General features: G+C 50.1%; 28 protein-coding genes and 1 pseudogene. 16 read left to right on the top strand and 13 right to left on the bottom strand.

All coding sequences use genetic code 11. From position 1 onward, the window contains the following. Positions 1–5: 5 nt before the first annotated feature. Both ybjI and ACJHXB_RS13050 read right to left on the bottom strand, forming a co-directional pair. Positions 6–821 (bottom strand): 5-amino-6-(5-phospho-D-ribitylamino)uracil phosphatase, encoded by an 816-nt coding sequence (gene ybjI, locus ACJHXB_RS13055; protein ID WP_001305939.1) that lies wholly within the window; start codon positions 819–821, stop codon positions 6–8. Further along, positions 821–2,029, bottom strand: coding sequence for an MFS transporter (locus ACJHXB_RS13050; protein WP_000217858.1), 1,209 nt, complete (start codon positions 2,027–2,029; stop codon positions 821–823). The genes ybjI and ACJHXB_RS13050 overlap by 1 nt, the downstream gene beginning before the upstream one ends. Before the next feature lie 83 nt (positions 2,030–2,112). Between ACJHXB_RS13050 and rcdA the strand changes: the two genes are divergently transcribed. Further along, complete coding sequence (gene rcdA, locus ACJHXB_RS13045; protein ID WP_001295289.1) at positions 2,113–2,649, top strand: DNA-binding transcriptional regulator RcdA; 537 nt, start codon at positions 2,113–2,115, stop codon at positions 2,647–2,649. Between the two features lie 174 nt (positions 2,650–2,823). Here the strand turns inward: rcdA and ACJHXB_RS13040 are convergent, their stop codons facing one another. After that, entirely contained in the window at positions 2,824–4,509 is a 1,686-nt protein-coding gene (locus tag ACJHXB_RS13040; protein ID WP_001024885.1) for an aspartate:alanine antiporter, read from the bottom strand. Between the two features lie 269 nt (positions 4,510–4,778). On the opposite strand from ACJHXB_RS13040, the gene ACJHXB_RS13035 reads away from it, so the two are divergent. Then, complete coding sequence (locus ACJHXB_RS13035; RefSeq protein WP_000681108.1) at positions 4,779–5,156, top strand: inner membrane protein YbjM; 378 nt, start codon at positions 4,779–4,781, stop codon at positions 5,154–5,156. Positions 5,157–5,185: 29 nt separating this feature from the next. Here ACJHXB_RS13035 and grxA read toward each other — a convergent pair whose 3' ends face one another. Further along, positions 5,186–5,443: a glutaredoxin 1 gene (gene grxA, locus ACJHXB_RS13030; protein ID WP_001195231.1), complete on the bottom strand. Its 258-nt coding sequence runs from the start codon at positions 5,441–5,443 to the stop codon at positions 5,186–5,188. Positions 5,444–5,602: 159 nt separating this feature from the next. Between grxA and ACJHXB_RS13025 the strand changes: the two genes are divergently transcribed. From ACJHXB_RS13025 to rlmC, 10 genes are all read left to right on the top strand, one after another. Continuing rightward, positions 5,603–5,890 carry a DUF1418 family protein gene (locus tag ACJHXB_RS13025; RefSeq protein ID WP_001201580.1) on the top strand — a complete coding sequence of 96 codons (288 nt, stop codon included), beginning with the start codon at positions 5,603–5,605 and terminating at the stop codon, positions 5,888–5,890. Further along, positions 5,874–6,596: a nitroreductase NfsA gene (nfsA, locus tag ACJHXB_RS13020; protein WP_000189139.1), complete on the top strand. Its 723-nt coding sequence runs from the start codon at positions 5,874–5,876 to the stop codon at positions 6,594–6,596. The genes ACJHXB_RS13025 and nfsA overlap by 17 nt, the downstream gene beginning before the upstream one ends. Before the next feature lie 60 nt (positions 6,597–6,656). Then, complete coding sequence (gene rimK / locus ACJHXB_RS13015) at positions 6,657–7,559, top strand: 30S ribosomal protein S6--L-glutamate ligase (RefSeq protein ID WP_000684321.1); 903 nt, start codon at positions 6,657–6,659, stop codon at positions 7,557–7,559. 87 nt (positions 7,560–7,646) lie between these two features. Next, on the top strand, positions 7,647–8,123 hold the full coding sequence (locus tag ACJHXB_RS13010) for a YbjN domain-containing protein (protein ID WP_000203025.1): 477 nt from the start codon (positions 7,647–7,649) through the stop codon (positions 8,121–8,123). 350 nt (positions 8,124–8,473) lie between these two features. Further along, positions 8,474–9,586: a spermidine/putrescine ABC transporter substrate-binding protein PotF gene (gene potF, locus ACJHXB_RS13005; protein ID WP_000126075.1), complete on the top strand. Its 1,113-nt coding sequence runs from the start codon at positions 8,474–8,476 to the stop codon at positions 9,584–9,586. A gap of 204 nt (positions 9,587–9,790) precedes the next feature. After that, positions 9,791–10,924 (top strand): putrescine ABC transporter ATP-binding subunit PotG, encoded by a 1,134-nt coding sequence (gene potG, locus ACJHXB_RS13000; RefSeq protein ID WP_000996011.1) that lies wholly within the window; start codon positions 9,791–9,793, stop codon positions 10,922–10,924. A 9-nt stretch (positions 10,925–10,933) separates the two neighbouring features. Beyond that, a complete protein-coding gene (potH, locus tag ACJHXB_RS12995; RefSeq protein ID WP_000105436.1) occupies positions 10,934–11,887 on the top strand; it encodes a putrescine ABC transporter permease PotH in 954 nt (317 codons plus the stop codon). Beyond that, positions 11,884–12,729, top strand: coding sequence for a putrescine ABC transporter permease PotI (gene potI / locus ACJHXB_RS12990; RefSeq protein WP_001061672.1), 846 nt, complete (start codon positions 11,884–11,886; stop codon positions 12,727–12,729). The genes potH and potI overlap by 4 nt, the downstream gene beginning before the upstream one ends. A 59-nt stretch (positions 12,730–12,788) precedes the next feature. After that, a complete protein-coding gene (locus ACJHXB_RS12985; RefSeq protein WP_000389260.1) occupies positions 12,789–13,277 on the top strand; it encodes a YbjO family protein in 489 nt (162 codons plus the stop codon). Between the two features lie 40 nt (positions 13,278–13,317). Continuing rightward, complete coding sequence (gene rlmC, locus ACJHXB_RS12980; RefSeq protein WP_001149737.1) at positions 13,318–14,445, top strand: 23S rRNA (uracil(747)-C(5))-methyltransferase RlmC; 1,128 nt, start codon at positions 13,318–13,320, stop codon at positions 14,443–14,445. Positions 14,446–14,473: 28 nt separating this feature from the next. Here rlmC and artJ read toward each other — a convergent pair whose 3' ends face one another. The 6 genes from artJ to ACJHXB_RS12950 all read right to left on the bottom strand — a co-directional run bounded on the left by artJ (position 14,474) and on the right by ACJHXB_RS12950 (position 19,032). Further along, positions 14,474–15,205, bottom strand: coding sequence for an arginine ABC transporter substrate-binding protein ArtJ (gene artJ, locus ACJHXB_RS12975; protein ID WP_001295905.1), 732 nt, complete (start codon positions 15,203–15,205; stop codon positions 14,474–14,476). Positions 15,206–15,430: 225 nt separating this feature from the next. Continuing rightward, positions 15,431–16,099 carry an arginine ABC transporter permease ArtM gene (gene artM / locus ACJHXB_RS12970; RefSeq protein WP_410233501.1) on the bottom strand — a complete coding sequence of 223 codons (669 nt, stop codon included), beginning with the start codon at positions 16,097–16,099 and terminating at the stop codon, positions 15,431–15,433. Then, complete coding sequence (gene artQ, locus ACJHXB_RS12965; protein ID WP_001001687.1) at positions 16,099–16,815, bottom strand: arginine ABC transporter permease ArtQ; 717 nt, start codon at positions 16,813–16,815, stop codon at positions 16,099–16,101. The genes artM and artQ overlap by 1 nt, the downstream gene beginning before the upstream one ends. Positions 16,816–16,821: 6 nt before the next feature. Beyond that, positions 16,822–17,553, bottom strand: coding sequence for an arginine ABC transporter substrate-binding protein ArtI (gene artI, locus ACJHXB_RS12960; protein WP_000756575.1), 732 nt, complete (start codon positions 17,551–17,553; stop codon positions 16,822–16,824). 17 nt (positions 17,554–17,570) lie between these two features. Next, on the bottom strand, positions 17,571–18,299 hold the full coding sequence (gene artP, locus ACJHXB_RS12955; RefSeq protein ID WP_000027208.1) for an arginine ABC transporter ATP-binding protein ArtP: 729 nt from the start codon (positions 18,297–18,299) through the stop codon (positions 17,571–17,573). 217 nt (positions 18,300–18,516) lie between these two features. Next, complete coding sequence (locus ACJHXB_RS12950) at positions 18,517–19,032, bottom strand: lipoprotein (protein ID WP_001270660.1); 516 nt, start codon at positions 19,030–19,032, stop codon at positions 18,517–18,519. A gap of 611 nt (positions 19,033–19,643) precedes the next feature. Between ACJHXB_RS12950 and ACJHXB_RS12945 the strand changes: the two are divergent. From ACJHXB_RS12945 to amiD, 4 genes and pseudogenes are all read left to right on the top strand, one after another. Further along, positions 19,644–20,882, top strand: a pseudogene (locus tag ACJHXB_RS12945) (pentapeptide repeat-containing protein); the annotation flags it as partial. Further along, the gene (locus ACJHXB_RS12940) at positions 20,865–21,446 is read left to right on the top strand and encodes a pentapeptide repeat-containing protein (RefSeq protein WP_227467198.1); all 582 of its coding nucleotides are present in this window, start codon (positions 20,865–20,867) and stop codon (positions 21,444–21,446) included. The pseudogene ACJHXB_RS12945 and the gene ACJHXB_RS12940, both read left to right, overlap by 18 nt. Before the next feature lie 210 nt (positions 21,447–21,656). Continuing rightward, positions 21,657–21,980: a heavy metal-binding domain-containing protein gene (locus tag ACJHXB_RS12935; RefSeq protein ID WP_001160737.1), complete on the top strand. Its 324-nt coding sequence runs from the start codon at positions 21,657–21,659 to the stop codon at positions 21,978–21,980. Continuing rightward, a complete protein-coding gene (gene amiD / locus ACJHXB_RS12930; protein WP_001255162.1) occupies positions 21,977–22,807 on the top strand; it encodes an N-acetylmuramoyl-L-alanine amidase AmiD in 831 nt (276 codons plus the stop codon). Before ACJHXB_RS12935 ends, amiD begins: the two co-directional genes overlap by 4 nt. Here the strand turns inward: amiD and ACJHXB_RS12925 are convergent. The 3 genes from ACJHXB_RS12925 to ltaE form a co-directional block, all read right to left on the bottom strand. Continuing rightward, positions 22,804–23,817 (bottom strand): NAD-dependent epimerase/dehydratase family protein, encoded by a 1,014-nt coding sequence (locus ACJHXB_RS12925; protein WP_001305933.1) that lies wholly within the window; start codon positions 23,815–23,817, stop codon positions 22,804–22,806. The genes amiD and ACJHXB_RS12925 overlap by 4 nt on opposite strands. 98 nt (positions 23,818–23,915) lie before the next feature. After that, positions 23,916–25,346: an SDR family oxidoreductase gene (locus tag ACJHXB_RS12920; protein ID WP_001136539.1), complete on the bottom strand. Its 1,431-nt coding sequence runs from the start codon at positions 25,344–25,346 to the stop codon at positions 23,916–23,918. Positions 25,347–25,356: 10 nt separating this feature from the next. After that, the gene (ltaE, locus tag ACJHXB_RS12915) at positions 25,357–26,358 is read right to left on the bottom strand and encodes a low-specificity L-threonine aldolase (RefSeq protein ID WP_000566382.1); all 1,002 of its coding nucleotides are present in this window, start codon (positions 26,356–26,358) and stop codon (positions 25,357–25,359) included. Between the last annotated feature and the right edge of the window lie 4 nt (positions 26,359–26,362).

The following is a 26,362-nucleotide window of genomic DNA, read 5'->3' as shown; positions in this document are numbered from 1 at the left end:
CGTTTTTATTGGTTAAATGGCGCTTCGTGTTTAAGAACTTTATCGATCACATCCAGTACGCCTTCACGGTTATTGGAGCCTGCCCGGTATTTTGCTGCTGCGACGACCGCGCTGCCGGCATTTTCCATTGCAAAACTAAAGCCTGCCTGTCGCAGCATCTCAATATCGTTACCGCCATCGCCAAAGACCACCACTTCGCTGTCGTCTATTCCCCATAATTTCTGCAGTTGGCGAAGGCCATTGGCTTTATGTACGCCGGGGATAATCAGATCGATACTGCCGTTGCCGGTGTGGACCGGCACCATAATATCGCCGATGGCCTCATGTAATGCTTTTTGTACTTGTGGAATCAGTTCATCGGAAAGATTCAGGCCAAACTTAAAGAAGATATCTTCTAAGTTGTCAAAGTTATCGACGTATTCCAGACGGTGATAATACATTTCCGCCACCGTTTTCATGGCATCGTCATATTTTTTGAGTGTATAGGCACTATTTTTTCCGCAGGCAATAATTTCCACTTCCGGGCGCGTCAGCAAATGTTCCACGACAGTAGCAAACGCATCCTTCGACAGCTCGCCATTAAAAACATCTTTGCCTTCGCTCACTACCCAGCCGCCGTTTTCAGCCACAAAGGCAATTTCATTAGCAATTTCAGGGAAGAAAGAGATCAACTGATAATATTGATTCCCGCTGGCGACCACAAAGCGAATGCCTTGTGCTTTCATTTGCTGATACTGAGCCATAAACCGCTCACGGTTATAGGTTTTTTGATCGCTTAAGAAAGTACCATCCATGTCTACCGCAATTAATTTAATGCTCATCAACTATTCTCCATCGCCGTCTGCGTTTTGGTATCGTGTTTGGCGACGGCTTTCGCGACAATAGCCGCGAGAATAACCAGCGCCAGTACAACCAGCATTGCACTACGTAATCCATAATGTTCGCCGAGATAGCCCAGCAGCGGCGGCCCAACGAGGAAAGCCAGATAACCGGTCGTTGCTACCACGCTGACGCGGGTCGGTGCATCGGGGCCGGTATCGCTGGCGGCAGAAATGGTCAGCGGGAAGCCCAGCGAGGCACCCAGTCCCCAGAGTACAACAGACACCCCAGCGACCCAGGCGCTATCGACAAAAATAATCAGCCCAATACCCAACGCCCCCATTAGCGCACTGGCCCGAACCACGGCAACGCGACTGTAACGGTCGATGAACCAACCGCCGGTGAAGCGTCCAACGGTCATCCCCAGGGTAAAACCGGCATAAATCAGCGAGCCGGAAGTAGGGCTAAAACCGTGACCGTCAACCATTAATAAGGGTAACCAGTCGTTGGCAGAACCTTCGGCAAAGGCCATCGCCAGCACCACAACACCAATCAACAGCAACTGGATATCGCGATAAAAAGGTACGCCTTTTTCGCCATGCTGGGTGCCATCGGCAGCATTTTTGCCCGTACCGTCAGGGATTGCCTGAATGGCGATATAAATAGGTGCGATGCCTACCAGCGCCGCCAATAAAATATGCACCGTTGCCGGAACGCCAAAGGCCGTCAGTGCCATCCCGACACCAGCGCCTGCCAGCGTGCCCAGGCTATAAAAACCGTGCATCATCGGCAAAACCGTTTTATTCATTTCTCGCTCAACGGCGGCACCTTCAACGTTTATCGCCACTTCCGCAGAACCAAAACTTGCCCCAAAGACGCCGAGACCAACGGCAAAGAGCAGGGGCGATGTCAGCCAGAGTGCCAGACTTAATATCATCATCCCGATCAATGCGCAGGACATCGTGACCAGGATGACATTACGTGTCCCAAAGCGTTTCACTAACCACGCCGAGCAGAGAATACCGCTCATCGAACCGATCGACAGACCAAAGAGGACTCCGCCCATTTCAGCGATCGAAACAGAAAGAATATCGCGGATAGCAGGCGTACGGGTTGCCCAGGACGCCATTAACAGGCCCGGCAAAAAGAAGAACATAAACAGCGCCCAGGTTCGGCGTTTCAATGCATTACGTGAAGAATTTACGGTCATAGATCACGTCAAAATAAGAAGAGGGAAGACAACATTAGCAAGGTTGTGTACATTTGTACACAATTGCAGAGAGAGGAAATGACATGCGTCGCGCTAACGATCCGCAACGGCGAGAAAAAATTATCCAGGCCACGCTGGAGGCGGTGAAACTTTATGGAATACATGCTGTTACGCACCGCAAAATTGCTACCCTTGCCGGGGTACCGTTGGGATCGATGACCTACTATTTTTCAGGAATTGATGAGTTGTTGCTGGAGGCGTTCAGCAGTTTTACTGAGATCATGTCCCGGCAATATCAGGCATTTTTTAGCGATGTTAGTGATGCTCCGGGCGCATGCCAGGCTATCACCGATATGATCTACAGCTCACAGGTTGCAACGCCGGATAATATGGAGCTGATGTACCAGCTCTACGCGCTGGCTAGCCGAAAACCGCTATTAAAAACGGTAATGCAAAACTGGATGCAGCGCAGTCAGCAAACGCTCGAACAATGGTTTGAACCCGGAACCGCCCGCGCGCTTGATGCGTTTATTGAGGGGATGACGCTGCATTTTGTCACCGACCGTAAGCCGCTATCGCGCGAGGAGATTTTGAGGATGGTTGAGAGGGTTGCAGGGTAGTAGATAAATTTTAGGCAACAAAAAACCCACCAACCTTGAACCGAAATGGCGGGGTTGATGGGCTCCACAAAATGGGGACATCAAAGAAAAGCAGTGGCACTAATTAAGACTGATGCCCTGCGGAAAAGTTCTGCGGTTGTGCAAAAAAATTTCATTTTCAGGGCAACTTCAGTTTTATCCTAATCCTGGCCATACCATGACGATGATTGTCCCTGCCAGCGTCAGCAGGACGTTGGCGATTGCGTAGGTGCCCGCATAGCCCAGCGCCGGGATGTTACTGCGAGCTGTATCACTGATGATCTCCATTGCCGGCGCGCAGGTGCGTGCGCCCATCATTGCGCCGAACAACAGTGCGCGGTTCATTCGCAATACATAAGCACCGAACAAGAAACAGATAACCACGGGCACCAGACTGACAATCAATCCGGCAATCAACATTTGACCGCCAATCGCGCCCAGGCCGTTATTAATACCGCTACCAGCGCTCAGACCAACGCCTGCCATAAACACCATCAAGCCGAACTCCTTCACCATGCTTAATGCACCCTGCGGAATGTAACCGAAGGTCGGGTGGTTAGCACGCATAAAGCCCAGCATAATTCCGGCGAATAACAACCCGGCAGCGTTCCCCATACCGAAACTGAATGTGCTGAACTGGAAGGTGATCATCCCGATCATTAGCCCAATCACAAAGAAGGCGCAGAATGCCAGCAAGTCAGTGACCTGGCTGTGAATCGAGATAAAGCCGATGCGATCGGCGATGGTTTTTACGCGGCGGGCATCGCCGCTGACTTGTAAAACGTCACCTTTGTTAAGCACGACGTTGTCATCAATCGGCATCTCAATCTGGCTACGTATGACGCGGTTAAGGAAGCAACCGTGATCGGTCAACTTCAGTTGTGCCAGGCGTTTGCCAACAGCGTTATGGTTTTTAACGACCACTTCTTCAGTGACGATACGCATGTCGAGAAGGTCACGATCGAAAACTTCTTTACCGTTACGGAAGCTGGGATCGAGTCGGGCGTGGGCGTCGGGGTAGCCTACCAACGCTATTTCATCGCCCATTTGTAGCACGGCATCACCGTCTGGATTTGCCAGAATCCCGTTACGCCGAATACGTTCAATGTAGCAGCCGGTTTGTCGATAAATACCCAGTTCACGCAGATTTTTGCCGTCGGTCCAGGCTACCAGCTCCGGGCCGACGCGGTAGGCGCGGATCACCGGCAAATAAACTTTACGGTTGGCATTTGTGTCCAGGCCACGTTCGCGGGCGATTTGCTGGGCGCTGGTCTGTAAGTCCTGATGCTGCAATTTCGGCAAGTAACGCGCACCAACAATCAAACTCACCAGACCGATTAAATAGGTTAAGGCATACCCGAGGCTCAGATTATCCAGTGCCAGTGAGAGCTGCCTGCTTTCCATGCCGGAATGACGCAGTGTATCGCCAGCACCGACCAAAACCGGTGTTGACGTCATAGAGCCTGCTAACATACCGGCCGTCAGGCCAATATCCCAGCCAAACAGCTTACCTAACCCTAAGGCGATCACCAGCGCACTGCCAACCATCACCAGTGCTAACATTAGGTAATTTTTCCCATCGCGAAAAAAAATGGAAAAAAAGTTCGGTCCGGCTTCGACCCCGACGCAGAAAATAAACAGCATAAAGCCAAGATTAAGCGCGTCGGTGTTAATGCTGAAATGTTGTTGGCCTAATAACAGCGATACGACTAAAACGCCAATGGAATTACCCAGTTGGATCGAACCAAGTCGTAATTTCCCGAGACATAGCCCAAGCGCGAGGACCACAAATAATAACAGAATGTAATTCCCATTTAACAATTCGGCGACGTTTATATTCACGGAGGCTAACTTCTTGTTTACTAGTAAGCTGTTGAAAGAAATGGTAATTTACGATAATGTTTTTTACCAGAATTCAGGGCGCAGATTCATTCAGCGCACCTAAACGATAGTAAAGTAACAATATATTTTACTAGTGTAATCACATTAGGTATCAACGGCTATATGAATTGCGTTGGCCTATATTAGCATGGAATGCGAAGCGGCTTTATCTTACTGAACGCCACACTGGCGAAAAATGTGTTCGATAGACGCAGTGTCAGGAGGAACGAGTGAAACATAAACAACGTTGGGCGGGGGCAATCTGCTGTTTTGTCCTCTTCATTGTGGTGTGCCTTTTTCTGGCGACGCACATGAAAGGCGCTTTTCGGGCTGCCGGGCATCCTGAAATCGGCTTGCTGTTTTTCATTCTTCCTGGAGCAGTTGCCAGCTTCTTTTCACAGCGTAGAGAAGTCCTGAAACCTCTGTTTGGCGCAATGCTGGCGGCACCCTGTTCAATGCTTATTATGCGGCTGTTTTTTTCACCGACGCGCTCATTCTGGCAAGAGCTGGCATGGTTATTAAGTGCGGTGTTCTGGTGTGCGCTGGGGGCACTGTGTTTCTTATTTATCAGTAGTTTGTTTAAACCACAGCACAGAAAAAATCAATAAAGCCCTCAACGCGAGGGCTTGTCAGACGATCAGGCGTCCAGATTCTCTTTCACCCATGCAGCAAAATCGGTATAGCCGCCGATATGTTGCTGATCGACAAAAATCTGCGGCACGGTTTCTACGGGTTTACCTGCCTTTTGTTGTAGATCTTCTTTAGTGATCCCTTCCGCACGAATATCAACATACTGATACTGAAAATCATCGCGTTCATTGCTCAATTTCTCAGCCAGATCTTTTGCACGCACACAGTAAGGGCAACCCGGACGACCAAAAATAACGGTTTGCATTATTTCTCTCCTCATAGATTTATGCCTGTAATGATCACGCTAAAATGTATTCGCTGAAAGTAGGTTTAACCTGTTGCATTAATTGCTAAAAGCTATAACTGTTAAACACAATACAGTGAAAAGTTTTAGACTGAAGGCTCACTTTGCAGAGGGAAGCGTATGCGCGCGATCGGTAAATTGCCTAAAAGCGTGTTGATACTGGAATTTATCGGAATGATGTTGCTGGCGGTGGCGCTGCTGTCGGTAAGCGGCTCCCTGTCGCTGCCTGAGCCATTTTCTCGGCCAGAAGTGCAGATTCTGATGATTTTTCTCGGTGTTTTGCTCATGCTTCCCGCTGCGGTGGTGGTTATTCTTCAGGTGGCAAAACGTCTTGCCCCACAGCTGATGAACCGTCCACCGCAATATTCACGTTCAGAAAGAGAAAAAGATAATGACGCCAACCATTGAACTTATTTGTGGCCATCGCTCCATTCGCCATTTCACTGATGAACCCATTTCCGAAGCGCAGCGTGAGGCGATTATTAACAGCGCCCGTGCGACGTCCAGTTCCAGTTTTTTGCAGTGCAGTAGCATTATTCGCATTACCGACAAAGCGTTACGTGATGAACTGGTGACGCTGACCGGCGGGCAAAAACACGTAGCGCAAGCGGCGGAGTTCTGGGTGTTCTGTGCCGACTTTAACCGCCATTTACAGATCTGTCCGGATGCACAACTTGGCCTGGCGGAACAACTGTTGCTCGGTGTCGTTGATACGGCAATGATGGCGCAGAATGCGTTAACCGCAGCGGAATCGCTGGGATTGGGCGGGGTATATATCGGCGGCCTGCGCAATAATATTGAAGCGGTGACGGAGCTGCTGAAATTACCGCAGCATGTTCTGCCGCTGTTTGGGCTGTGCCTTGGCTGGCCTGCGGATAATCCGGATCTTAAGCCGCGTTTACCGGCCTCCATTTTGGTGCATGAAAACAACTATCAACCGCTGGATAAAGACGCACTGGCGCAGTATGACGAGCAACTGGCGGAATATTACCTCACCCGTGGCAGCAATAATCGCCGGGATACCTGGAGCGATCATATCCGCCGAACAATCATTAAAGAAAGCCGCCCATTTATTCTGGATTATTTGCACAAACAGGGTTGGGCGACGCGCTAAAACCGCCACATCGATGTATGATACGCGGGCTTTTGACCAGGTCTGACAGAGAGGTGCAGGGTGAAAATTGCCATATTGTCCCGGGATGGAACGCTCTATTCGTGTAAGCGGCTGCGTGAAGCCGCTATACAGCGCGGTCACCTGGTTGAAATTCTTGATCCGCTTTCTTGCTACATGAACATAAATCCTGCGGCGTCTTCTATTCACTACAAAGGCCGCAAGTTACCCCATTTTGACGCAGTGATCCCGCGTATTGGCACCGCCATTACCTTTTATGGGACGGCGGCACTGCGCCAGTTCGAGATGCTGGGGAGCTATCCGCTCAATGAGTCGGTCGCCATTGCCCGGGCGCGTGACAAATTGCGTTCCATGCAACTGCTGGCGCGTCAGGGCATCGACCTGCCTGTCACGGGCATTGCGCATTCGCCGGATGATACCAGCGATTTAATCGACATGGTCGGTGGTGCGCCGCTGGTGGTCAAGCTGGTTGAAGGCACGCAGGGAATTGGTGTCGTGCTGGCGGAGACGCGCCAGGCGGCCGAAAGCGTGATTGACGCTTTCCGCGGTCTGAACGCGCATATTCTGGTGCAGGAATATATCAAAGAGGCGCAAGGGTGCGATATCCGCTGTCTGGTTGTTGGCGATGAAGTAGTCGCTGCGATTGAACGGCGGGCGAAAGAGGGCGATTTTCGTTCCAATTTGCATCGTGGCGGCGCGGCAAGCGTCGCCAGTATCACACCACAGGAGCGTGAAATCGCGATAAAAGCCGCGCGAACGATGGCGCTGGACGTTGCTGGTGTGGATATTCTACGTGCTAATCGCGGGCCGTTGGTGATGGAAGTGAATGCGTCGCCGGGGCTGGAAGGAATAGAAAAAACCACCGGTATCGACATCGCGGGTAAAATGATCCGCTGGATCGAACGCCACGCTACGACAGAATATTGCCTGAAAACGGGTGGTTAGTCGCAATCACATTACTGATCATGGTTTTGCCTGCGCTTTTTGCGTAAGCTGTGCCGGTCTTTTTATCGAAAGAGGTTGTACAAAATTATGACATCGCTGGTCGTTCCTGGTCTGGATACGTTGCGTCAATGGCTCGATGACCTGGGGATGAGTTTTTTTGAATGTGATAACTGTCAGGCTCTGCATCTGCCCCATATGCAGAATTTCGACGGTGTCTTTGATGCCAAAATCGATCTGATCGATAACACGATCCTGTTTTCTGCCATGGCGGAAGTCCGACCTTCAGCCGTATTGCCGCTGGCGGCGGATTTATCTGCCATCAATGCCAGTTCGCTGACCGTGAAAGCATTTCTTGATATGCAGGATGATAATCTGCCAAAGCTGGTGGTTTGCCAGTCTTTATCCGTTATGCAGGGCGTAACCTATGAGCAGTTTGCATGGTTCGTGCGTCAGAGCGAAGAGCAGATTTCGATGGTCATTCTTGAAGCTAATGCCCATCAACTGCTGTTACCGACTGACGATGAAGGGCAAAACAACGTTACCGAAAACTATTTCCTCCACTGATAACTCCTTTCGAGTACGCAGTCGCTGCCGCAGTGACTGCGTGCTGCAAAATTATCTGCTGTTTTTAACCTTTTCTTAAAGATTATTTCACTTCTCTTGTGCCGATTTGGCTTTATCACATAGAGCAAATACGCATAAAAATTTGTTAAATACCGTTTTTTAATCCGAGCTATAGTCTCAAACCCTGGCTAAAGTTATTCTTGCGATGCTTTTATATAGCGAGCAGTGCTGGCCGGGAGAGAGTTCTCTTTTCTTACACCGCGCCGATAAAAAATATGCACGTTTATTGCATATCTTTCAGTGTGACAACTTTTGTTCGTTTGTTAACGAACTTTCAGAAGGAAAGAGATATGACCGCCTTAAATAAAAAATGGCTATCGGGTCTGGTTGCGGGTGCTCTGATGGCCGTCTCTGTCGGCACGCTCGCGGCTGAACAAAAAACACTCCACATTTATAACTGGTCTGATTATATCGCTCCGGACACGGTGGCCAATTTTGAAAAAGAAACCGGTATTAAAGTCGTCTACGATGTTTTCGACTCTAACGAAGTACTGGAAGGCAAATTAATGGCGGGTAGCACCGGCTTTGACCTGGTGGTGCCGTCAGCAAGCTTTCTTGAACGCCAGTTGACTGCGGGAGTTTTCCAGCCGCTGGATAAAAGCAAATTGCCGGAGTGGAAGAATCTCGACCCGGAACTGCTGAAGTTGGTTGCCAAACACGACCCGGATAATAAATTTGCTATGCCCTATATGTGGGCGACGACCGGGATTGGCTATAACGTCGATAAAGTCAAAGCGGTACTGGGCGAAAACGCGCCCGTCGATAGCTGGGACTTGATCCTCAAGCCTGAAAATCTGGAAAAACTGAAAAGCTGCGGTGTCTCTTTCCTCGATGCACCAGAAGAAGTTTTTGCTACCGTGCTGAATTATCTCGGTAAAGATCCCAACAGCACTAAAGCAGATGATTACACCGGACCGGCAACCGATCTGCTGTTAAAGCTGCGCCCGAACATTCGTTATTTCCATTCATCTCAATACATTAACGACCTGGCAAACGGCGATATTTGCGTCGCTATCGGCTGGGCAGGCGATGTCTGGCAGGCGTCAAACCGCGCGAAGGAAGCGAAGAATGGCGTTAATGTCTCGTTCTCGATTCCGAAAGAAGGGGCGATGGCGTTCTTTGATGTCTTCGCCATGCCTGCGGATGCCAAAAACAAAGACGAAGCCTATCAGTTCCTGAATTACCTGCTGCGCCCGGATGTGGTGGCGCATATTTCCGACCATGTGTTCTATGCCAACGCGAACAAAGAAGCTACGCCGCTGGTGAGTGCGGAAGTCCGTGATAACCCGGGTATTTACCCGCCTGCGGATGTTCGTGCGAAGCTGTTCACTCTGAAAGTACAGGATCCGAAAATCGACCGTGTGCGCACCCGCGCGTGGACCAAAGTGAAGAGCGGAAAATAATCAGTTCAGATTGCTGAACAGGTATGACGGGGCTTCCCCTCACCCTAACCCTCTCCCCAAAGGGGCGAGGGGATGGTTCCAGCCTACAGATAGCCAGCAATAGACGTTCTGCGACAAATTAATCTGCCGGACGGGCGCACCACACCCGCCGGCAATTCGCACCATTATGGTGCGCTTGCACACATTCAATGCCGGAGAGCAGCCGTGAATGACGCTATCCCTCGCCCGCAGGCGAAAACCCGTAAGGCGCTGACGCCGCTATTAGAAATCCGCAACCTCACCAAATCCTACGATGGTCAACATGCGGTGGATGATGTCAGCCTGACCATCTACAAAGGTGAAATCTTCGCGCTGCTGGGCGCATCCGGCTGTGGCAAGTCCACGCTGCTGCGTATGCTGGCAGGTTTCGAACAACCTTCTGCCGGACAGATAATGCTTGATGGCGTCGATTTGTCACAGGTACCGCCTTACCTGCGCCCCATCAATATGATGTTTCAGTCTTACGCGCTGTTTCCGCATATGACCGTGGAACAGAACATCGCTTTTGGCCTGAAACAGGACAAACTACCGAAAGCGGAAATTGCCAGCCGGGTCAATGAGATGCTCGGGCTGGTGCATATGCAGGAGTTCGCCAAACGCAAACCGCATCAGCTTTCCGGCGGTCAGCGACAGCGTGTGGCACTGGCCCGAAGCCTTGCCAAGCGCCCGAAACTATTACTGCTCGATGAGCCTATGGGCGCGCTGGATAAAAAGCTGCGTGACCGGATGCAGCTTGAAGTGGTGGATATTCTGGAGCGTGTCGGTGTGACTTGTGTGATGGTCACCCACGATCAGGAAGAGGCGATGACCATGGCGGGGCGCATCGCCATTATGAATCGTGGGAAATTTGTCCAGATTGGCGAACCGGAAGAGATCTATGAGCATCCGACCACCCGCTACAGCGCCGAATTTATTGGCTCGGTTAATGTCTTTGAAGGTGTACTCAAAGAGCGCCAGGAAGATGGTCTGGTGCTTTATTCGCCGGGGCTGGTGCATCCACTGAAAGTCGATGTAGATGCTTCGGTGGTCGATAACGTGCCGGTACACGTAGCACTGCGTCCGGAAAAAATCATGCTTTGCGAAGAGCCGCCCGCCAATGGTTGTAACTTCGCGGTGGGGGAGGTGCTACACATTGCCTATCTCGGCGATCTTTCGGTGTATCACGTTCGTCTGAAAAGTGGGCAGATGATCAGCGCCCAGCTACAAAACGCCCATCGTCATCGTAAAGGGTTACCGACCTGGGGCGATGAAGTGCGTTTGTGCTGGGAAGTGGACAGCTGTGTGGTGCTGACGGTTTAAGGAGCAAAAATGAGTACACTTGAACCTGCTGCCCAGTCGAAACCGCCGGGCGGATTTAAGCTGTGGTTGTCGCAGTTGCAAATGAAGCATGGGCGCAAACTGGTGATTGCGCTGCCCTATATCTGGCTAATCCTGCTGTTTCTGCTGCCATTTCTGATCGTCTTTAAAATAAGCCTGGCGGAGATGGCGCGCGCCATTCCACCTTATACCGAACTGATGGAGTGGGCTGACGGGCAACTTTCCATCACTCTTAATCTCGGTAATTTCCTGCAACTGACCGACGATCCGCTCTATTTCGATGCTTATCTCCAGTCGCTACAGGTGGCGGCGATTTCGACTATTTGCTGTTTACTGATCGGCTATCCGCTGGCGTGGGCGGTGGCACACAGTAAGCCTTCGACCCGTAATATCTTATTGCTACTGGTGATCCTGCCGTCGTGGACCTCGTTTCTGATTCGCGTTTATGCCTGGATGGGAATATTAAAAAATAACGGCGTGCTGAATAATTTTCTGCTGTGGCTGGGGGTTATCGATCAACCGCTGACCATTCTTCATACCAATCTGGCAGTTTATATTGGCATTGTTTACGCCTACGTGCCGTTTATGGTGCTGCCGATTTATACCGCGTTGATTCGTATTGATTATTCGCTGGTGGAAGCTGCACTGGATCTCGGTGCACGACCGCTGAAAACGTTCTTTACTGTGATCGTGCCGCTGACCAAAGGCGGGATTATTGCCGGATCGATGCTGGTGTTTATCCCGGCGGTGGGCGAGTTTGTGATCCCTGAACTGCTCGGTGGCCCGGACAGCATCATGATCGGGCGCGTGCTGTGGCAGGAGTTTTTCAATAACCGCGACTGGCCGGTGGCCTCGGCGGTAGCGATCATCATGTTGCTGCTGCTAATTGTGCCGATAATGTGGTTCCACAAGCATCAGCAAAAAAGCGTGGGAGAACACGGATGAATAATTTACCGGTAGTTCGTTCGCCCTGGCGGATTGTGATTTTGCTGCTGGGCTTCACCTTTCTCTACGCGCCAATGCTGATGCTGGTTATCTATTCGTTTAACAGCTCGAAGCTGGTGACGGTGTGGGCCGGCTGGTCAACGCGCTGGTATGGCGAATTATTGCGCGATGACGCGATGATGAGTGCGGTTGGTTTAAGCCTTACAATTGCAGCCTGTGCTGCAACGGCGGCGGCTGTCCTCGGCACTATCGCGGCGGTGGTGCTGGTGCGTTTTGGCAGGTTTCGCGGATCAAATGGTTTTGCCTTTATGATCACCGCGCCGCTGGTGATGCCGGATGTGATCACCGGGCTGTCATTGCTACTACTGTTTGTCGCGCTTGCTCATGCCATTGGCTGGCCTGCGGACCGCGGTATGCTCACCATCTGGCTGGCGCATGTCACTTTCTGTACGGCTTATGTGGCAGTCGTTATTTCGTCGCGTCTGCGGGAACTGGATAGCTCGATAGAAGAAGCAGCGATGGATCTCGGTGCGACGCCGCTGAAAGTGTTTTTCGTCATTACGCTACCGATGATCATGCCCGCGATCATTTCTGGCTGGTTACTGGCTTTTACTTTGTCGCTTGATGATCTGGTGATCGCCAGCTTTGTTTCCGGGCCAGGAGCCACCACGTTACCGATGCTGGTTTTTTCCAGCGTGCGGATGGGGGTGAATCCGGAAATCAACGCCCTGGCAACATTGATCCTCGGTGCGGTCGGAATTGTCGGATTTATCGCCTGGTATCTGATGGCTCGCGCAGAAAAACAGCGGATACGCGACATCCAGCGTGCAAGACGTGGCTGAAGACACTAAAATTTGCCAACCTGGCTACATAATGCCGCGCATGTCGCGGCATTGTTTTCATGGAAGACGAAACGTTGGGATTTTTTAAGAAAACATCTTCATCTCATGCTCGCCTGAATGTGCCTGCGCTGGTGCAGGTGGCGGCGCTCGCCATTATTATGATCCGTGGCCTCGACGTGCTGATGATTTTCAATACGCTGGGCGTGCGCGGTATTGGCGAGTTCATTCATCGCAGCGTACAAACCTGGAGTTTAACGCTGGTCTTTTTAAGCAGTCTGGTGTTGGTTTTTATTGAGATCTGGTGTGCGTTTTCACTGGTGAAAGGGCGTCGCTGGGCGCGCTGGCTGTATCTGTTGACACAAATCACGGCCGCAAGTTACTTGTGGGCGGCTTCGCTGGGGTATGGTTATCCGGAGCTGTTCAGCATTCCCGGTGAATCAAAACGTGAAATCTTCCATAGCCTGATGCTGCAGAAGCTGCCGGATATGCTCATCCTGATGCTGCTGTTCGTTCCCTCGACCAGTCGGCGGTTCTTCCAGTTGCAATAATGTGTATAATCGTCGCCCCTGATGATGTGAAGGTCAATGTATGCAGTGCGCACTTTACGACGCGGGTCGCTGTCGTTCCTGTCAGTGGATAACGCAGCCGATTCCAGAGCAACTCTCCGCTAAAACCGCCGATCTTAAAAATCTGCTCGCCGACTTTCCGGTTGAGGAATGGTGCGCGCCGGTGTCAGGCCCGGAACAAGGGTTTCGTAATAAAGCCAAAATGGTGGTGAGTGGTAGCGTTGAAAAACCACTGCTCGGTATGCTGCATCGAGACGGCACACCAGAAGACCTTTGTGACTGCCCGCTTTATCCTGCCTCATTTGCGCCCGTTTTTGCGGCGCTAAAACCGTTTATCGCCCGAGCGGGGTTAACGCCCTACAACGTGGCGCGTAAGCGTGGCGAACTGAAATACATTCTGCTGACCGAAAGCCAGAGCGATGGCGGTATGATGCTGCGCTTTGTACTGCGTTCTGAAACCAAACTGGCGCAACTGCGTAAGGCGCTGCCGTGGTTACAGGAACAACTGCCGCAGCTAAAAGTTATTACCGTCAATATTCAGCCGGTACATATGGCGATCATGGAAGGGGAGACGGAGATCTACCTGACCGAACAACAGGCGCTGGCAGAGCGTTTTAACGACGTACCGCTGTGGATCCGTCCGCAAAGTTTCTTCCAGACCAATCCGGCGGTCGCCAGCCAGCTTTACGCTACCGCGCGCGACTGGGTGCGGCAACTACCGGTAAACCATATGTGGGATCTCTTCTGCGGCGTGGGGGGCTTTGGTTTACACTGCGCGACGCCTGACATGCAGTTAACCGGGATCGAAATTGCACCAGAGGCCATTGCCTGTGCGAAGCAGTCAGCCGCTGAACTGGGCTTAACGCGTTTGCAATTTCAGGCGCTGGACTCCACTCAGTTTGCCACCGCCCAGGGGGAGGTGCCGGAGCTGGTGCTGGTTAACCCGCCGCGCCGCGGCATTGGTAAACCGCTGTGTGATTATCTCTCAACGATGGCACCGCGTTTTATCATCTACTCCAGCTGTAACGCCCAAACCATGGCGAAAGATATCCGCGAACTGCCAGGTTACCGTATTGAACGGGTACAGCTTTTTGATATGTTCCCGCACACTGCGCATTACGAAGTGCTGACGCTGCTGGTGAAGCAATAAAAAAGCCGCAGGTGCGGCTTTCTGAATCTTACTGTGGGAACCACTGGTCATTGATTTTCTGATACGTGCCGTCAGCTTTAATTGCTGCCAGCGCGTTATTCAGTTTTTCCAGCAGAGCTTTGTTATCCGGACGTACAGCGATACCCAGGCCGGTGCCGAAGTATTGCGGATCGGTCACTTTTTCAGTCGCAACGCCCAGTTGCGGGTTGGTTTTCAGCCATTCATTAACCACCGCTGTGTCACCAAATACCCCATCAATACGACCATTTTTCAGATCGATAAAGGCATTCTGATAACTGTCATAGGAGACAGTTTTCACTTCCGGGTGCTGATCCTGAATATATTTCTGGTGCGTAGTACCGTTTTCCATCCCAATACGTTTGCCTTTCAGATCGGCAAACGTTTTGTAGGTATCTTTTTTGGCAATCACGACGGCTGAGTTTTCATAGTAGGGCGTGGTAAACGATACCTGTTTGCTACGCTCCGGGGTGATATCCATACCGGAGATTACGGCGTCATATTTTCTGAATTTCAGTGACGGGATCAGGCTGTCGAACGCGTGATTCGTAAAAGTACATTCTGCCTGCATTTGTTTGCACAAGGCTTTTGCCAGATCGATATCAAAGCCGACAATCTCATTATTAGCACCTATAGATTCAAAGGGTGGATAGGTGGCTGAAACGCCAAAATTGATTTTCTCTGCGGCAGAAGCACCGAAAGTAAAGGAAGCAAGTAAAGCGGCAAGAACTAACTTTTTCATGATGGAACTCCCGTCTGTCAATCTTATGATTTTTGGCCGTGTCTGCGGCATGGGATAACAATGCCATCAAGTGAATTTATATGCAATAAATATGATTAAATAATTTAAATGAAATAAAAAAAGACGGACAACTTAGTGAGTTGTCCGTCTTCATTATAAGAATTTATGCACTATGTAGGCCGAATAAGGCGTCCGCGCCGCATCCGGCATCAGCACGCAGCCAAATTAATTCCTTCGCTCAAACGCCAGTGCTTTACGCTCGATCAGACGCATCATCAGCGTCAGCAGGCCGTTGACGACCAGGTAAATAATCCCTGCCGCACCGAACACCATGACATCGTAGGTGCGTCCGTACAACAACTGGCTGTATCCCATCACTTCCATCAGCGTAATGGTGTAAGCCAGAGAGGTACTTTTGAACACCAGCACCACTTCGTTGGAATAAGAAGAGAGCGAGCGTTTAAAGGCATACGGCAGCAGGATCGCCAGCGTATCTTTTTTGCTCATTCCCAGGGCGCTACAGGACTGCCACTGACCTTCCGGGATCGCACGAATGGCACCGTAAAACAGCTGCGTGGTATACGCTGCACTGTTCAGCGACAACGCAATCAGCGCACACAGCCACGGTTCTGACAGCAAATGCCACAGTGCCGGATACTCCTGCAACGTCGGGAACTGGCCCGGCCCGTAATAAATCAGGAAGATCTGCACCAGCAGCGGCGTACCGGTAAACAGCGTGATATAACCCCGCACCAGCCACACCAGAACCGGCGTTTTCAGCGTCAGGATGATGGTAAAAATCAATGCCAGAATCAGTGCCACAATCAGCGAGGCAACGGTTAGCGTCAGGCTGGTGTGCAGCCCTTTCATCAGTTCGGATAAATACTCAAACATTAGCCAGGCCTCCGCTCAAAACGTGTCGCGCGCAGGTCAATGCGTTTGAGAATGTACTGACTGAGCAGGGTGATCACCAGGTAAATCGCCGCCGCCACAATGTACCAGGTAAATGGTTCCTGGGTACGAGTAGCAATGCTTTTGGTTTGTAGCATTAAATCATTCACACTAATCAAACTGACCAGCGCGGTATCTTTCAGCAGCACCAGCCACTGGTTACCGAGGCCAGGCAGCGCATGACGCCACATCTGCGGCATCACCAGACGGAAAAAGATAGCTGATTTCGACAGCCCCAGCGCCTGGCCGGATTCCCACTGACCCATCGGCACCGCTTTCAACGCGCCGCGCAGCGTTTGCGAGGCATAGGCGGCATACAGCAGCGACAGAGCGATGACACCACAAAGGAACGGGCTAACGTCGAAGTTCTCAATGTCCATCTGCACCGGGATCTGCACGAACCCAAGATTGATAGTGAAGCCATCCGAAAGCGTCAGCAGCAGCTGCGAGGAGCCAAAATAGATAAACAGCACCACCAGAATTTCTGGCAGGCCACGCAGAATGGTTACCAGCGCTGAACCTGCCCACGCGACAGGACGCCATTTTGCAGACTCCCATACCGCAAAGAACATCGCCAGCGCCAGCCCGACAATCAATGCACAAACGGCAAGACCGACGGTCATCCCGGCGGCGCTTGCTAAAGGAAAAAATTCATTCATCAGGAATTACTTCTGGAACCATTTGTTGTAGATGGTTTCGTAAGTGCCATCTTTCTTCACTTTTTCCAGCGCAGTGTTGAGTTTCTGCTGCAGTTCAGTGTTGCCCTGACGTACCGCGATGCCGAGGCCAGTACCGAAATAATCTTTATCGGTCACTTTATCGCCCACTGCCGCCAGTTTCGGGTTGTCTTTCAGCCACTCGGTGACCACTGCAGTGTCACCGAATACGCTGTCGATACGACCGTTTTGCAGATCCAGTTTTGCGTTCTGGTAGCTGTCATACGGAACGGTGGTGATTTCCGGGTGCTTATCCATAATGAACTTCTGGTGTGTCGTCCCGTTCTGAACGCCGACTTTTTTGCCTTTCAGCTGATCAACACTGGTGTATTTGCCTTGCTGACCCACAAATAGGGCAGAGTTGTCATAGTACGGCGTGGTAAACAGCACCTGCTTTTCACGCTCCGGAGTGATATCCATGCCCGCCATCACTGCTTCTACGCGACGGAATTTCAGGCTTGGGATCAGGCTGTCAAACGCCTGGTTAGAGAAAGTACAGGTTGCATCAATCTCTTTACACAGTGCCTGTGCCAGGTCGACGTCAAAACCAACGATCTGGTTGTTTGCATCAATCGATTCAAACGGAGGATAGGAGGCTTCGGTAGCAAAACGAATAGTTTCGGCAGCTGTGGCGGAAAGACTAAAACCTGCAATTAACGCGGCAATCAGAACTTTTTTCATTGTTGTTATCCCGAATATTAGTGAGAGAGATAGTTTTTAAATGCTTCGGTTTGCGGCTCGGTAAAGCAGCTCGCGTCGCCTTGTTCTACTATATGACCGTTTTCCATATACACTACTCGGCTGGCGGTTTTACGCGCCACTTCAACTTCGTGGGTGACGATCACCTGGGTAATATTCGTTTCTGCCAACTCACGAATGATGCTGACGATTTGTGCCGTAATTTCCGGATCCAGTGCGGCGGTCGGTTCATCGAACAGCAGTACCTGCGGTTCCATCATCAACGCACGGGCAATAGCAACACGCTGCTGCTGACCACCAGAAAGATGCAGCGGGTAACGATCGCTATAAGGTTTGAGACGCAGACGTTCCAGCAGTTTTTCTGCACGGGTCAGCGCCTGATCTTTGCTCAACCCCAGTACACGGCAGGGCGCTTCAATCAGGTTTTGCTGCACGGTCAGATGCGGCCACAGGTTGTATTGCTGAAACACCATGCCAACGTTACGACGCAAATCGCGAATCGCTTTGTCAGAGGGTGTTTTGGTGAAATCGAAATGGTTGCCTGCAATGTTGAGCGTACCGGAGCGCGGCATCTCAAGCAGATTGAGTACACGCAGCAGCGAGCTTTTACCCGCGCCGCTGGGGCCAAGTAACACCAGCGTTTCGCCCTGTGGGCAATCCAGCGTGATATCGAACAGCGCCTGATGCGCGCCGTAGAAGCAATTAATGCCGTTTAATTGAATACTCATTGACACTCGTATACTGGCAGTCTGATAGCTATTGAGGTCGAAGATAGTACCTTTGACAGAATAATTATGCAATATTTCTGCTTTAAAAGTTAAAAGCAAAGCGCATTATTCAATAAACATAGCACAAAATAACGGGGGCGGTGGTCGGCGAGCATAAATGTCGGCATTCCTCACGAAATGCCGGACAATTTACGGGGTTTATTGGTTGATCAAGGCGTTAGCGATTCTCGATGGACTGACGGAGCGTACCCGCTGTGGCATGAACGCTACCGCCTAAGTAGCGCACATCGTCGATGACCCAACACTGGCCTTCCTGAATCATTAACACTTCATCCTGCCAGCCCTGGTCACCCTGTTTGAGATCCACGCGCAATGGAATGTTACGGGCATCACGATTAGGGATAGTCGATGCACTGGCAACGTGGGCGCTGTCTGGCAAGGTGGTTCGACTGGAGAACGGATCGCTGCTTAACAATTCACGATGACTGTTATTGCGGCTGGCATCGCTAAGTAGGGTTGCCAGTTTGTCACTCAAATAGGGGCGCAGGGCGGTAATGTCATTGCTGCGATGTTGAATGCGGTAGTCATAGAATTGTTGAGCCACGCTGTCAGGGCCACCCTGGACACAGGAACCGGTGCGGGGGCCGTTATCTTTATAAGCTGGCGTGACGGTGGTACAGGCACTCAGCAGCAGTGCACATGGAATAAGTAGAGATAGTGAACGGTAGCGCATAATCATTTCCTTATTAGCTTGCTGTCTGCGTCACACTACGACCAAACGTTATCAGATTATTTAATACATTGTTTTTAATACAATTCTGAAACAATCTGAACACCTGATTGGGTTTGAGTCCATTGCTGGCTACCCACTCAAGGTTGCTCGTAGCTGACTTACTTAAATTACCCAAACAATAGACAGTGTAAACCATTTGTGAGGTTGAGCGTGTTATATGGCTGAAATGATCATTTAAGGTAAATATGATAGTTCTGAAATGGCGGGATAAATCCTCCTGTAGAGGTTAAGAGCATCTGCAAGAAGCCAGTTTCACATTTATAACGCGTGATAAATGAACGCGGTTATTGTCTAATCATTACAGAATTTTTCACATGCAATAAGAGATCCTGCGATTAAGATGATTGCTAAAATTACATTGTATTTTTGAAAATGAGCGAAATTTGATAGTCCCAGCTTTGACTTTTGATAATATTATATATGCTACAGTTGTGGGTAAAGAATTTAAGCTAATGAGTTTGAGCGAAGAATAAATCAAACTGTATCAGTGTTTCGTTAATTAATATGAGTATAAATGCGTTGTGCTTTTATAATAAAGCACGAGGAGTTCAGTGGAATATCTTTTCCCTTGGGTGATTTTTAATATGATAAACAATATATCTGATCAAGCATCATCATTTCCAGACACACAACTGAATCAAAGTGATAATTTCCTCGATTCACTGAGGGAATTTTTCGCGATATTAAATTCCAGTCGTAAGGGTGAGTTGTCTACATGGGACACCATCTACTTGCATCTGATATTAGCAATAAATGCTGATAGTGATCTCATAAAAAATGATGAGTTGCTAGCGGAAAATATTCCATCAGCGAATTATCAATTTAATATATTTTTTAGTAATGCTTTCAAGATTGATGTTAAAAAATATCTTGGCAAATCAGAAGATAACGAAGTTGAAATAAAAGTGAGTAATGAAAGAATTACCATTGGAATACGTAATGTATCGAATGGGAAACTTGAAAGACAAAAATTTCTTTTCCCACTGGACTATGAGAATAAATTACAACATCAATTAGACAAGTATTTTACGATTGAATCGCACCCATTATTATACAGGCATACTATGGGTAGTAAGATTGCGAATGTGATTTTTGAAAAATTATACAGTCGTATTGACTTTAACAAAGAGCAATATATATCCTTTATAAAGGATGCGTTTATTCATTTTTATGATTATAGCAGGCGATATGCAATTAGTGAGAATATCGAAAAAGACGCTGTAACAAACAATATCGCATTGATGGGTACTTTTTATGACAGTGAAAATACGTCAGGTGAGGTTTTAAATAATGATTTTACAGAAGAAGAGTCATTTGAAACTGCGTTAGATGTAGAGCATGCAATAGTGCTTGGATTTGCTGATGATAATTTTGAAACAAAACCTGTTCAATATCAGGATTTATTAACACGATTTAGTGCCTTTCAAGATACCGTGTTTAATCTGTTTCCTGAAATGCACTCTGCGCATTACAACGATATTTGTAGCGTAAGTGTGGATATGACAAAGGGAACGCAATGCATGATCCACTTGATGGTGAATGAAGAAGTTTTCATGTCGTTGCCTGTTCCAGTTGCCACGATGGTATGTGAAGATGCAACTAATTTAGTCAATCTTAAAACACTACTCAATAATGGATGCTTTATTAAATATAGTCATTTTAATGACGTGGCATTAATAAAGCAAAACATAAATAATCTCCATTTATCACATACTGTTGTGAATGAAAGTATATTGAAGAAGTGTTGCTTTGAAAACGGCAGTTTAGGTAATATTAAAATAACAAATAGCAATGTAATAAACAGTGTATTCAAAAATATTTCGTTTAGATCTGTTAAAATTAACAACGTAAATACTCATTCTTTAAAATTTATTAACTGCAATTTTTTCAATGTTGATATGATAAGAGTTAATTTCAGTAAATGTCTTTTTCATGACTGTAGTATGCATGGTGTCAAGATAAAACCCTGGTTGCCAGTAAAATGGACAAAAGAATTAATAAATGATTATTTGTATGGCTGTTTACTTTCACTGTATTCTATCTGCGTAAGAGATATATTTAATATGAATGCGGGGAATAACGTGAAGGTTGCAGCGGATGCTTTCCTTGAAATTCTTTTCTCTCTTAAGAATAAATATTGTATTAAACTATTAAACGCTCAAGAACGGGCGTTTATATACGAGTTTGCAAGAATGATTTTTGCATATATTAATGACAAAAACATTGAGATCTTATTACTTACTTGTTTTGCCGAGGTCGATCAAAAAGCAATCCAGAGGTATGTTCCTCAGCCACAAGATGCGGAAAAATTTTGGAATAATTTACAGTATAAGTTGACTCTTTCCGCTCATTAATGTTGCTGGTACTACATAATACGACAGGTAAGCGGTGCCCTATAATGAAACTAATATCGGGTTATGCAACGGATAATCGTAAAGGCTTAAGTAGGTGTTTTTGACACAATGAGATGATTTCCTAAACTGATCAAAACCTTCTTCCCAACATGGCATATCAGTCCGATAATGCTTTAGAGATCGAAGGCTTAACAAACAAGGAGATCGATCATGCAATTTTCTACAACCCCAACTCTGGAAGGCCAGACCATCGTCGAATATTGCGGTGTGGTGACCGGCGAAGCGATTTTAGGTGCCAATATTTTCCGTGATTTCTTTGCCGGTATCCGCGATATCGTTGGTGGACGCTCCGGTGCCTACGAAAAAGAGCTACGTAAAGCGCGGGAGATCGCCTTTGAGGAACTAGGCTCCCAGGCGCGGGCACTGGGGGCCGATGCTGTGGTTGGTATTGATATCGACTACGAAACGGTCGGGCAAAACGGCAGTATGCTGATGGTTAGCGTCAGCGGTACGGCGGTGAAAACGCGTCGATGAGAAGAGTCTTCTGGCTGGTCGCCGCCGCTCTGTTACTGGCAGGGTGTGCCGGCGAAAAAGGCATTGTCGAGAAAGAGGGATATCAGCTTGATACCCGACGCCAGGCGCAGGCGGCGTATCCGCGCATTAAAGTGCTGGTGATCCACTACACCGCAGATGATTTTGATAACTCGCTGGCGACACTGACCGATAAGCAGGTCAGTTCGCATTATCTGGTGCCTGCTGTGCCACCGCGATACAACGGTAAACCGCGCATCTGGCAACTGGTGCCGGAACAGGAGCTGGCCTGGCATGCGGGAATTAGCGCCTGGCGCGGGGCAACGCGCCTTAACGACACCTCTATTGGCATTGAGCTGGAAAACCGTGGTTGGCAGAAATCATCCGGAGTGAAATATTTTGCCCCGTTTGAACAGGCACAGATTCAGGCGCTTATTCCGCTGGCGAAAGATATTATTGCCCGTTATCACATCAAGCCGGAAAACGTAGTGGCGCATGCGGATATTGCGCCGCAGCGCAAAGACGATCCGGGGCCGTTATTCCCCTGGCAACAACTGGCGCAGCAGGGGATTGGTGCCTGGCCGGATGCGCAACGGGTGAACTTTTACCTTGCCGGGCGCGCGCCGCACACACCGGTAGATACCGCATCATTGCTGGAGCTTTTGGCGTGCTACGGTTATGACGTTAAACCTGATATGACACCGCGCGAGCAGCGGCGCGTGATTATGGCGTTCCAGATGCATTTCCGCCCGACGTTATACAACGGCGAAGCGGATGCAGAAACTCAGGCGATTGCCGAAGCGTTGCTGGAGAAATACGGGCAGGATTAGCGCGGCAGTTTTCCGTGGTCGCGTAGCCAGGCGGCAGTTTTCTCAATACCTTCATCCAGGGTGAGGACTGGTTGATAACCTAACTCTTCCTGCGCACGCGTAATATCCAGCGTAAAGTCAAAATTCAACTTGGAGACGCCGTAGTGGGTCAGCGGCGGCTCTTTTGCTGACTTGCGGCCTAAACGCTCCATGCTGCGGGCGATCATATCCAGCATCGGGTAGGGGACGGAACGAATACGACAGTCAATATTCAACTCGTCGATCAGCTTCTGCACGATGCTGCGCAGTGTGCGATGCTCGCCGTTGGTGATGTTGTACACACGCCCGGAAGGTAGCTTATCGCAGGCTTCCTGGCTTGCCAGCCACATGGCGTGCACGGCATTTTCATAGTAGGTCATATCGACCAGCGCACTGCCGCCGTGCGGTAACAGAATGCTGCCGTAGTGGTGCATCATATGCGCCAGACGGGGGATAAAGACTTTATCGTGCGGTCCGAACAGACTTTGTGGGCGCAGAATAGTAAAGCGCGTTTGTGGATTCGCCTGCGAAAGCATATTGATCACTTCTTCGCTGGCTGCTTTGCTGCGGGCAAACTCGTTGGCAAAGCGGTGAGGGCGAAAATCTTCTTTAATATCGCGATGGTGGTGATAATCGAAGTACAGGGAGGGGGAAGAGATATGAATAAAGTTACGCACACCCCAGGCGACAGCCCATTCACCCAGGCGGCGAGTGGCGCGAACGTTAGCCAGATCGAAAGCCTGTTGTGTCCCCCAGGGCGAGGTAAAGCTGGAGCAGTGCCACAGCGTATCAATGCCCGCGAGCATCACTTTAGCTTGTGATGAGACCAGCTCGGTCAGATCCGCCGGAACAAACTCTGCGCCCATTTTTTCCAGCAATTTACCCATTGCCTCGTTGCGACCGGTCGCTCGCACGCTGATGCCTTTCTGGCATAAAAACTCTACCGCGTTTCGACCTAAGCCGCTGGTGGCGCCGGTAACCAGTACCTTCATATCAATCCACTGTTGTTGAGAAAATGACGTGCGCATTCTTCCGTGATTTCCCCCATGATGCAATGGGAAACATGAAAGAATAACGCAGGTTTTGTCGATTAATCTGTGCTTTGTTCTGCCAGTCTGGCGATTCGTTTTGCCATTCCGCGAAAAATAAACAGATGCGCGGGGATCATCAATAACCAGTAAAACAGCCCCGGCATACCGTGCGGATGCCAGAATGCGCGAACATCGATAGTACGATAGTCGCCTTTATCTTCCAGGGTAAAACACAGTCGTCCCAGCCCCGGCGCTTTCATGCCAAATAACAGCGTAAGTTGTTTTTCCGGTTCAACGACAATCACTTTCCAGCTATCCACCGCATCGCCGGTCTGCAAATATTCACGCCCCGGGCGGCCTTTCGCCAGCTTATGACCGATCGCGCGGTCCATCAACGCCCGGGTTTGCCACAAAATATTGCCAAAGAAATAACGCTCTTTACCGCCGATTTGATTCACCACCTGCCATAAAGCCGCAAGGCTGGCAGACGTTTTAACGGTAAACCCCGCCTGTTTGGCGAAATAACCGTACTCCGGTCGCCAGCGGGCAAAGGCCTGAGCGTCGTATCCCCAGTCGCTGGAGTTGACCAGCTTTTCTTCCTCTTTCAGGGTGCGACGTACCGCGTCATCGAAAGCAATCAGCCGTTGTGGGATGAGTGCACGTAACGCGGTGTCATCTGCCAGCAGATCGTGTTTCAGCCCCTGAATCAACGCTTTGGCGGTGGTGGGCGGTACGGAAGTAATCACATTGAGAAACCACACCGAAATCCAGCGGGTCGGAAAGGGGATGGGGATCAACCAGCGGCGCTTACCGCTCACCGCCATAAAATGTTCAAACTGTTGCTGATAACTGAGCACTTCTGGTCCGGCGGCTTCGAAGATGCGATGTTCGCTGGCCGGATGATCTAACAGCGCCACCAGATAGTGCAGCAAGTTTTCCAGCGCGATGGGCGTGGTGCGTGAACGAACCCAGCGTGGCGGCGTTAACACTGGTAGGTTGTAGACCATATCGCGCATGACTTCGAACGCCGCTGAACCTGCGCCAACGATTATTCCGGCACGCAATTCGGTCACCGGGACACCCGCTTCACGAAGAATATCCGCCGTAGCCTGACGGGCGCGCAGATGGTCAGACTGCTCATGTGGCGGGGCCTGCAACGAACTGAGAAAGATTAATTGCTTAACTGGGACTTCACGTAGCGCATCGCGGACGTTGAGAGCCACCTGGCGCTCCTGAGCGATAAAATCGCCGCCTTCGCCCATGCTGTGTACCAGAAAATAGACCGTATCGATATCCTGCAACAGGGCCGGAAGGTTATCCGGCCAGCTGAGATCGACTTTATGGCAACTGACGTTTGCCAGTTGCAGCTTTGCAAGCCTGTCGACATGACGTGCCGCCGCCAGGATCTGATGCCCTTGCTGGCTGAGAGTTCGCACCAGATGCTGACCAATGTAGCCACTGGCACCGAGAACTAAAATGCGTTGCGGCACGTCTCCCTCCTTAACGCGCCAGGAATGCGCGCCAGTGGGCGGCGACTTCAGCCAGTTGCTCGCGCGAGACGTCGAGATGGGTCACCAGGCGGACAATCGGCGAGGCGTTAATCAGCACGTTTCTCGCTTTCATGTATTCGCCTAACGCGGCAGCATTTTCTTCCCCGACGCGAACAAACAGCATATTGGTGTCCTGACGCATCACATCCGCGCCTGCTTCACGCAGCTGCTCCGCCATCCAGGCGGCATTGTCATGATCTTCCTGCAAGCGTGCGACGTTATTTTTCAGGGCATACATCCCGGCGGCAGCCAGAATGCCGGACTGGCGCATCCCGCCACCTGTCATTTTCCGCCAGCGAATTGCACGTTTAATGTAGTCACGGTTACCGACCAGTAACGAACCGACTGGCGTACCAAGACCTTTCGACAGGCAAATGGTGAACGAATCACAATATTGCGTGATCTCTTTCAGTTCGCAGCCGTAAGCCACCACGGCATTAAAGATGCGTGCACCGTCAACATGCAGCGCCAGATTGCGCTCGCGGGTAAATTCCCATGCTTCTTTCAGGTATTCTCGCGGCAACACTTTGCCGTTGTGAGTGTTTTCCAGACTGAGTAATTTGGTGCGGGCGAAATGGATATCGTCGGGTTTGATCTTCATCGCCACTTTATCCAGCGGTAGCGTGCCGTCGGCAGCCGCGTCGATGGGTTGCGGCTGAATACTGCCCAGCACCGCTGCGCCACCGGCTTCAAACAGATAGTTATGCGCGGCCTGACCGACAATATACTCTTCGCCGCGTTCGCAGTGACTGAGCAGAGCGACCAGGTTGGCCTGAGTGCCGGTAGGCAGAAAAATGGCGGCTTCTTTACCGGAAAGCTCTGCCGCATAGTCCTGCAGAGCATTAACGGTAGGGTCGTCTCCGTAAACGTCGTCCCCAACCGGGGCGGCCATCATCGCTTCGAGCATGGCGCGGCTCGGTCGGGTAACGGTATCACTGCGTAAATCAATCATGGCA

The sequence above is a fragment of the Escherichia sp. WS3227_2 genome, assembly GCF_046486495.1.
Lineage (GTDB): Bacteria > Pseudomonadota > Gammaproteobacteria > Enterobacterales > Enterobacteriaceae > Escherichia > Escherichia coli.
Note: the sequence above shows the minus strand (reverse complement) of the source record. Positions and strands in the feature narration are given on the sequence as shown.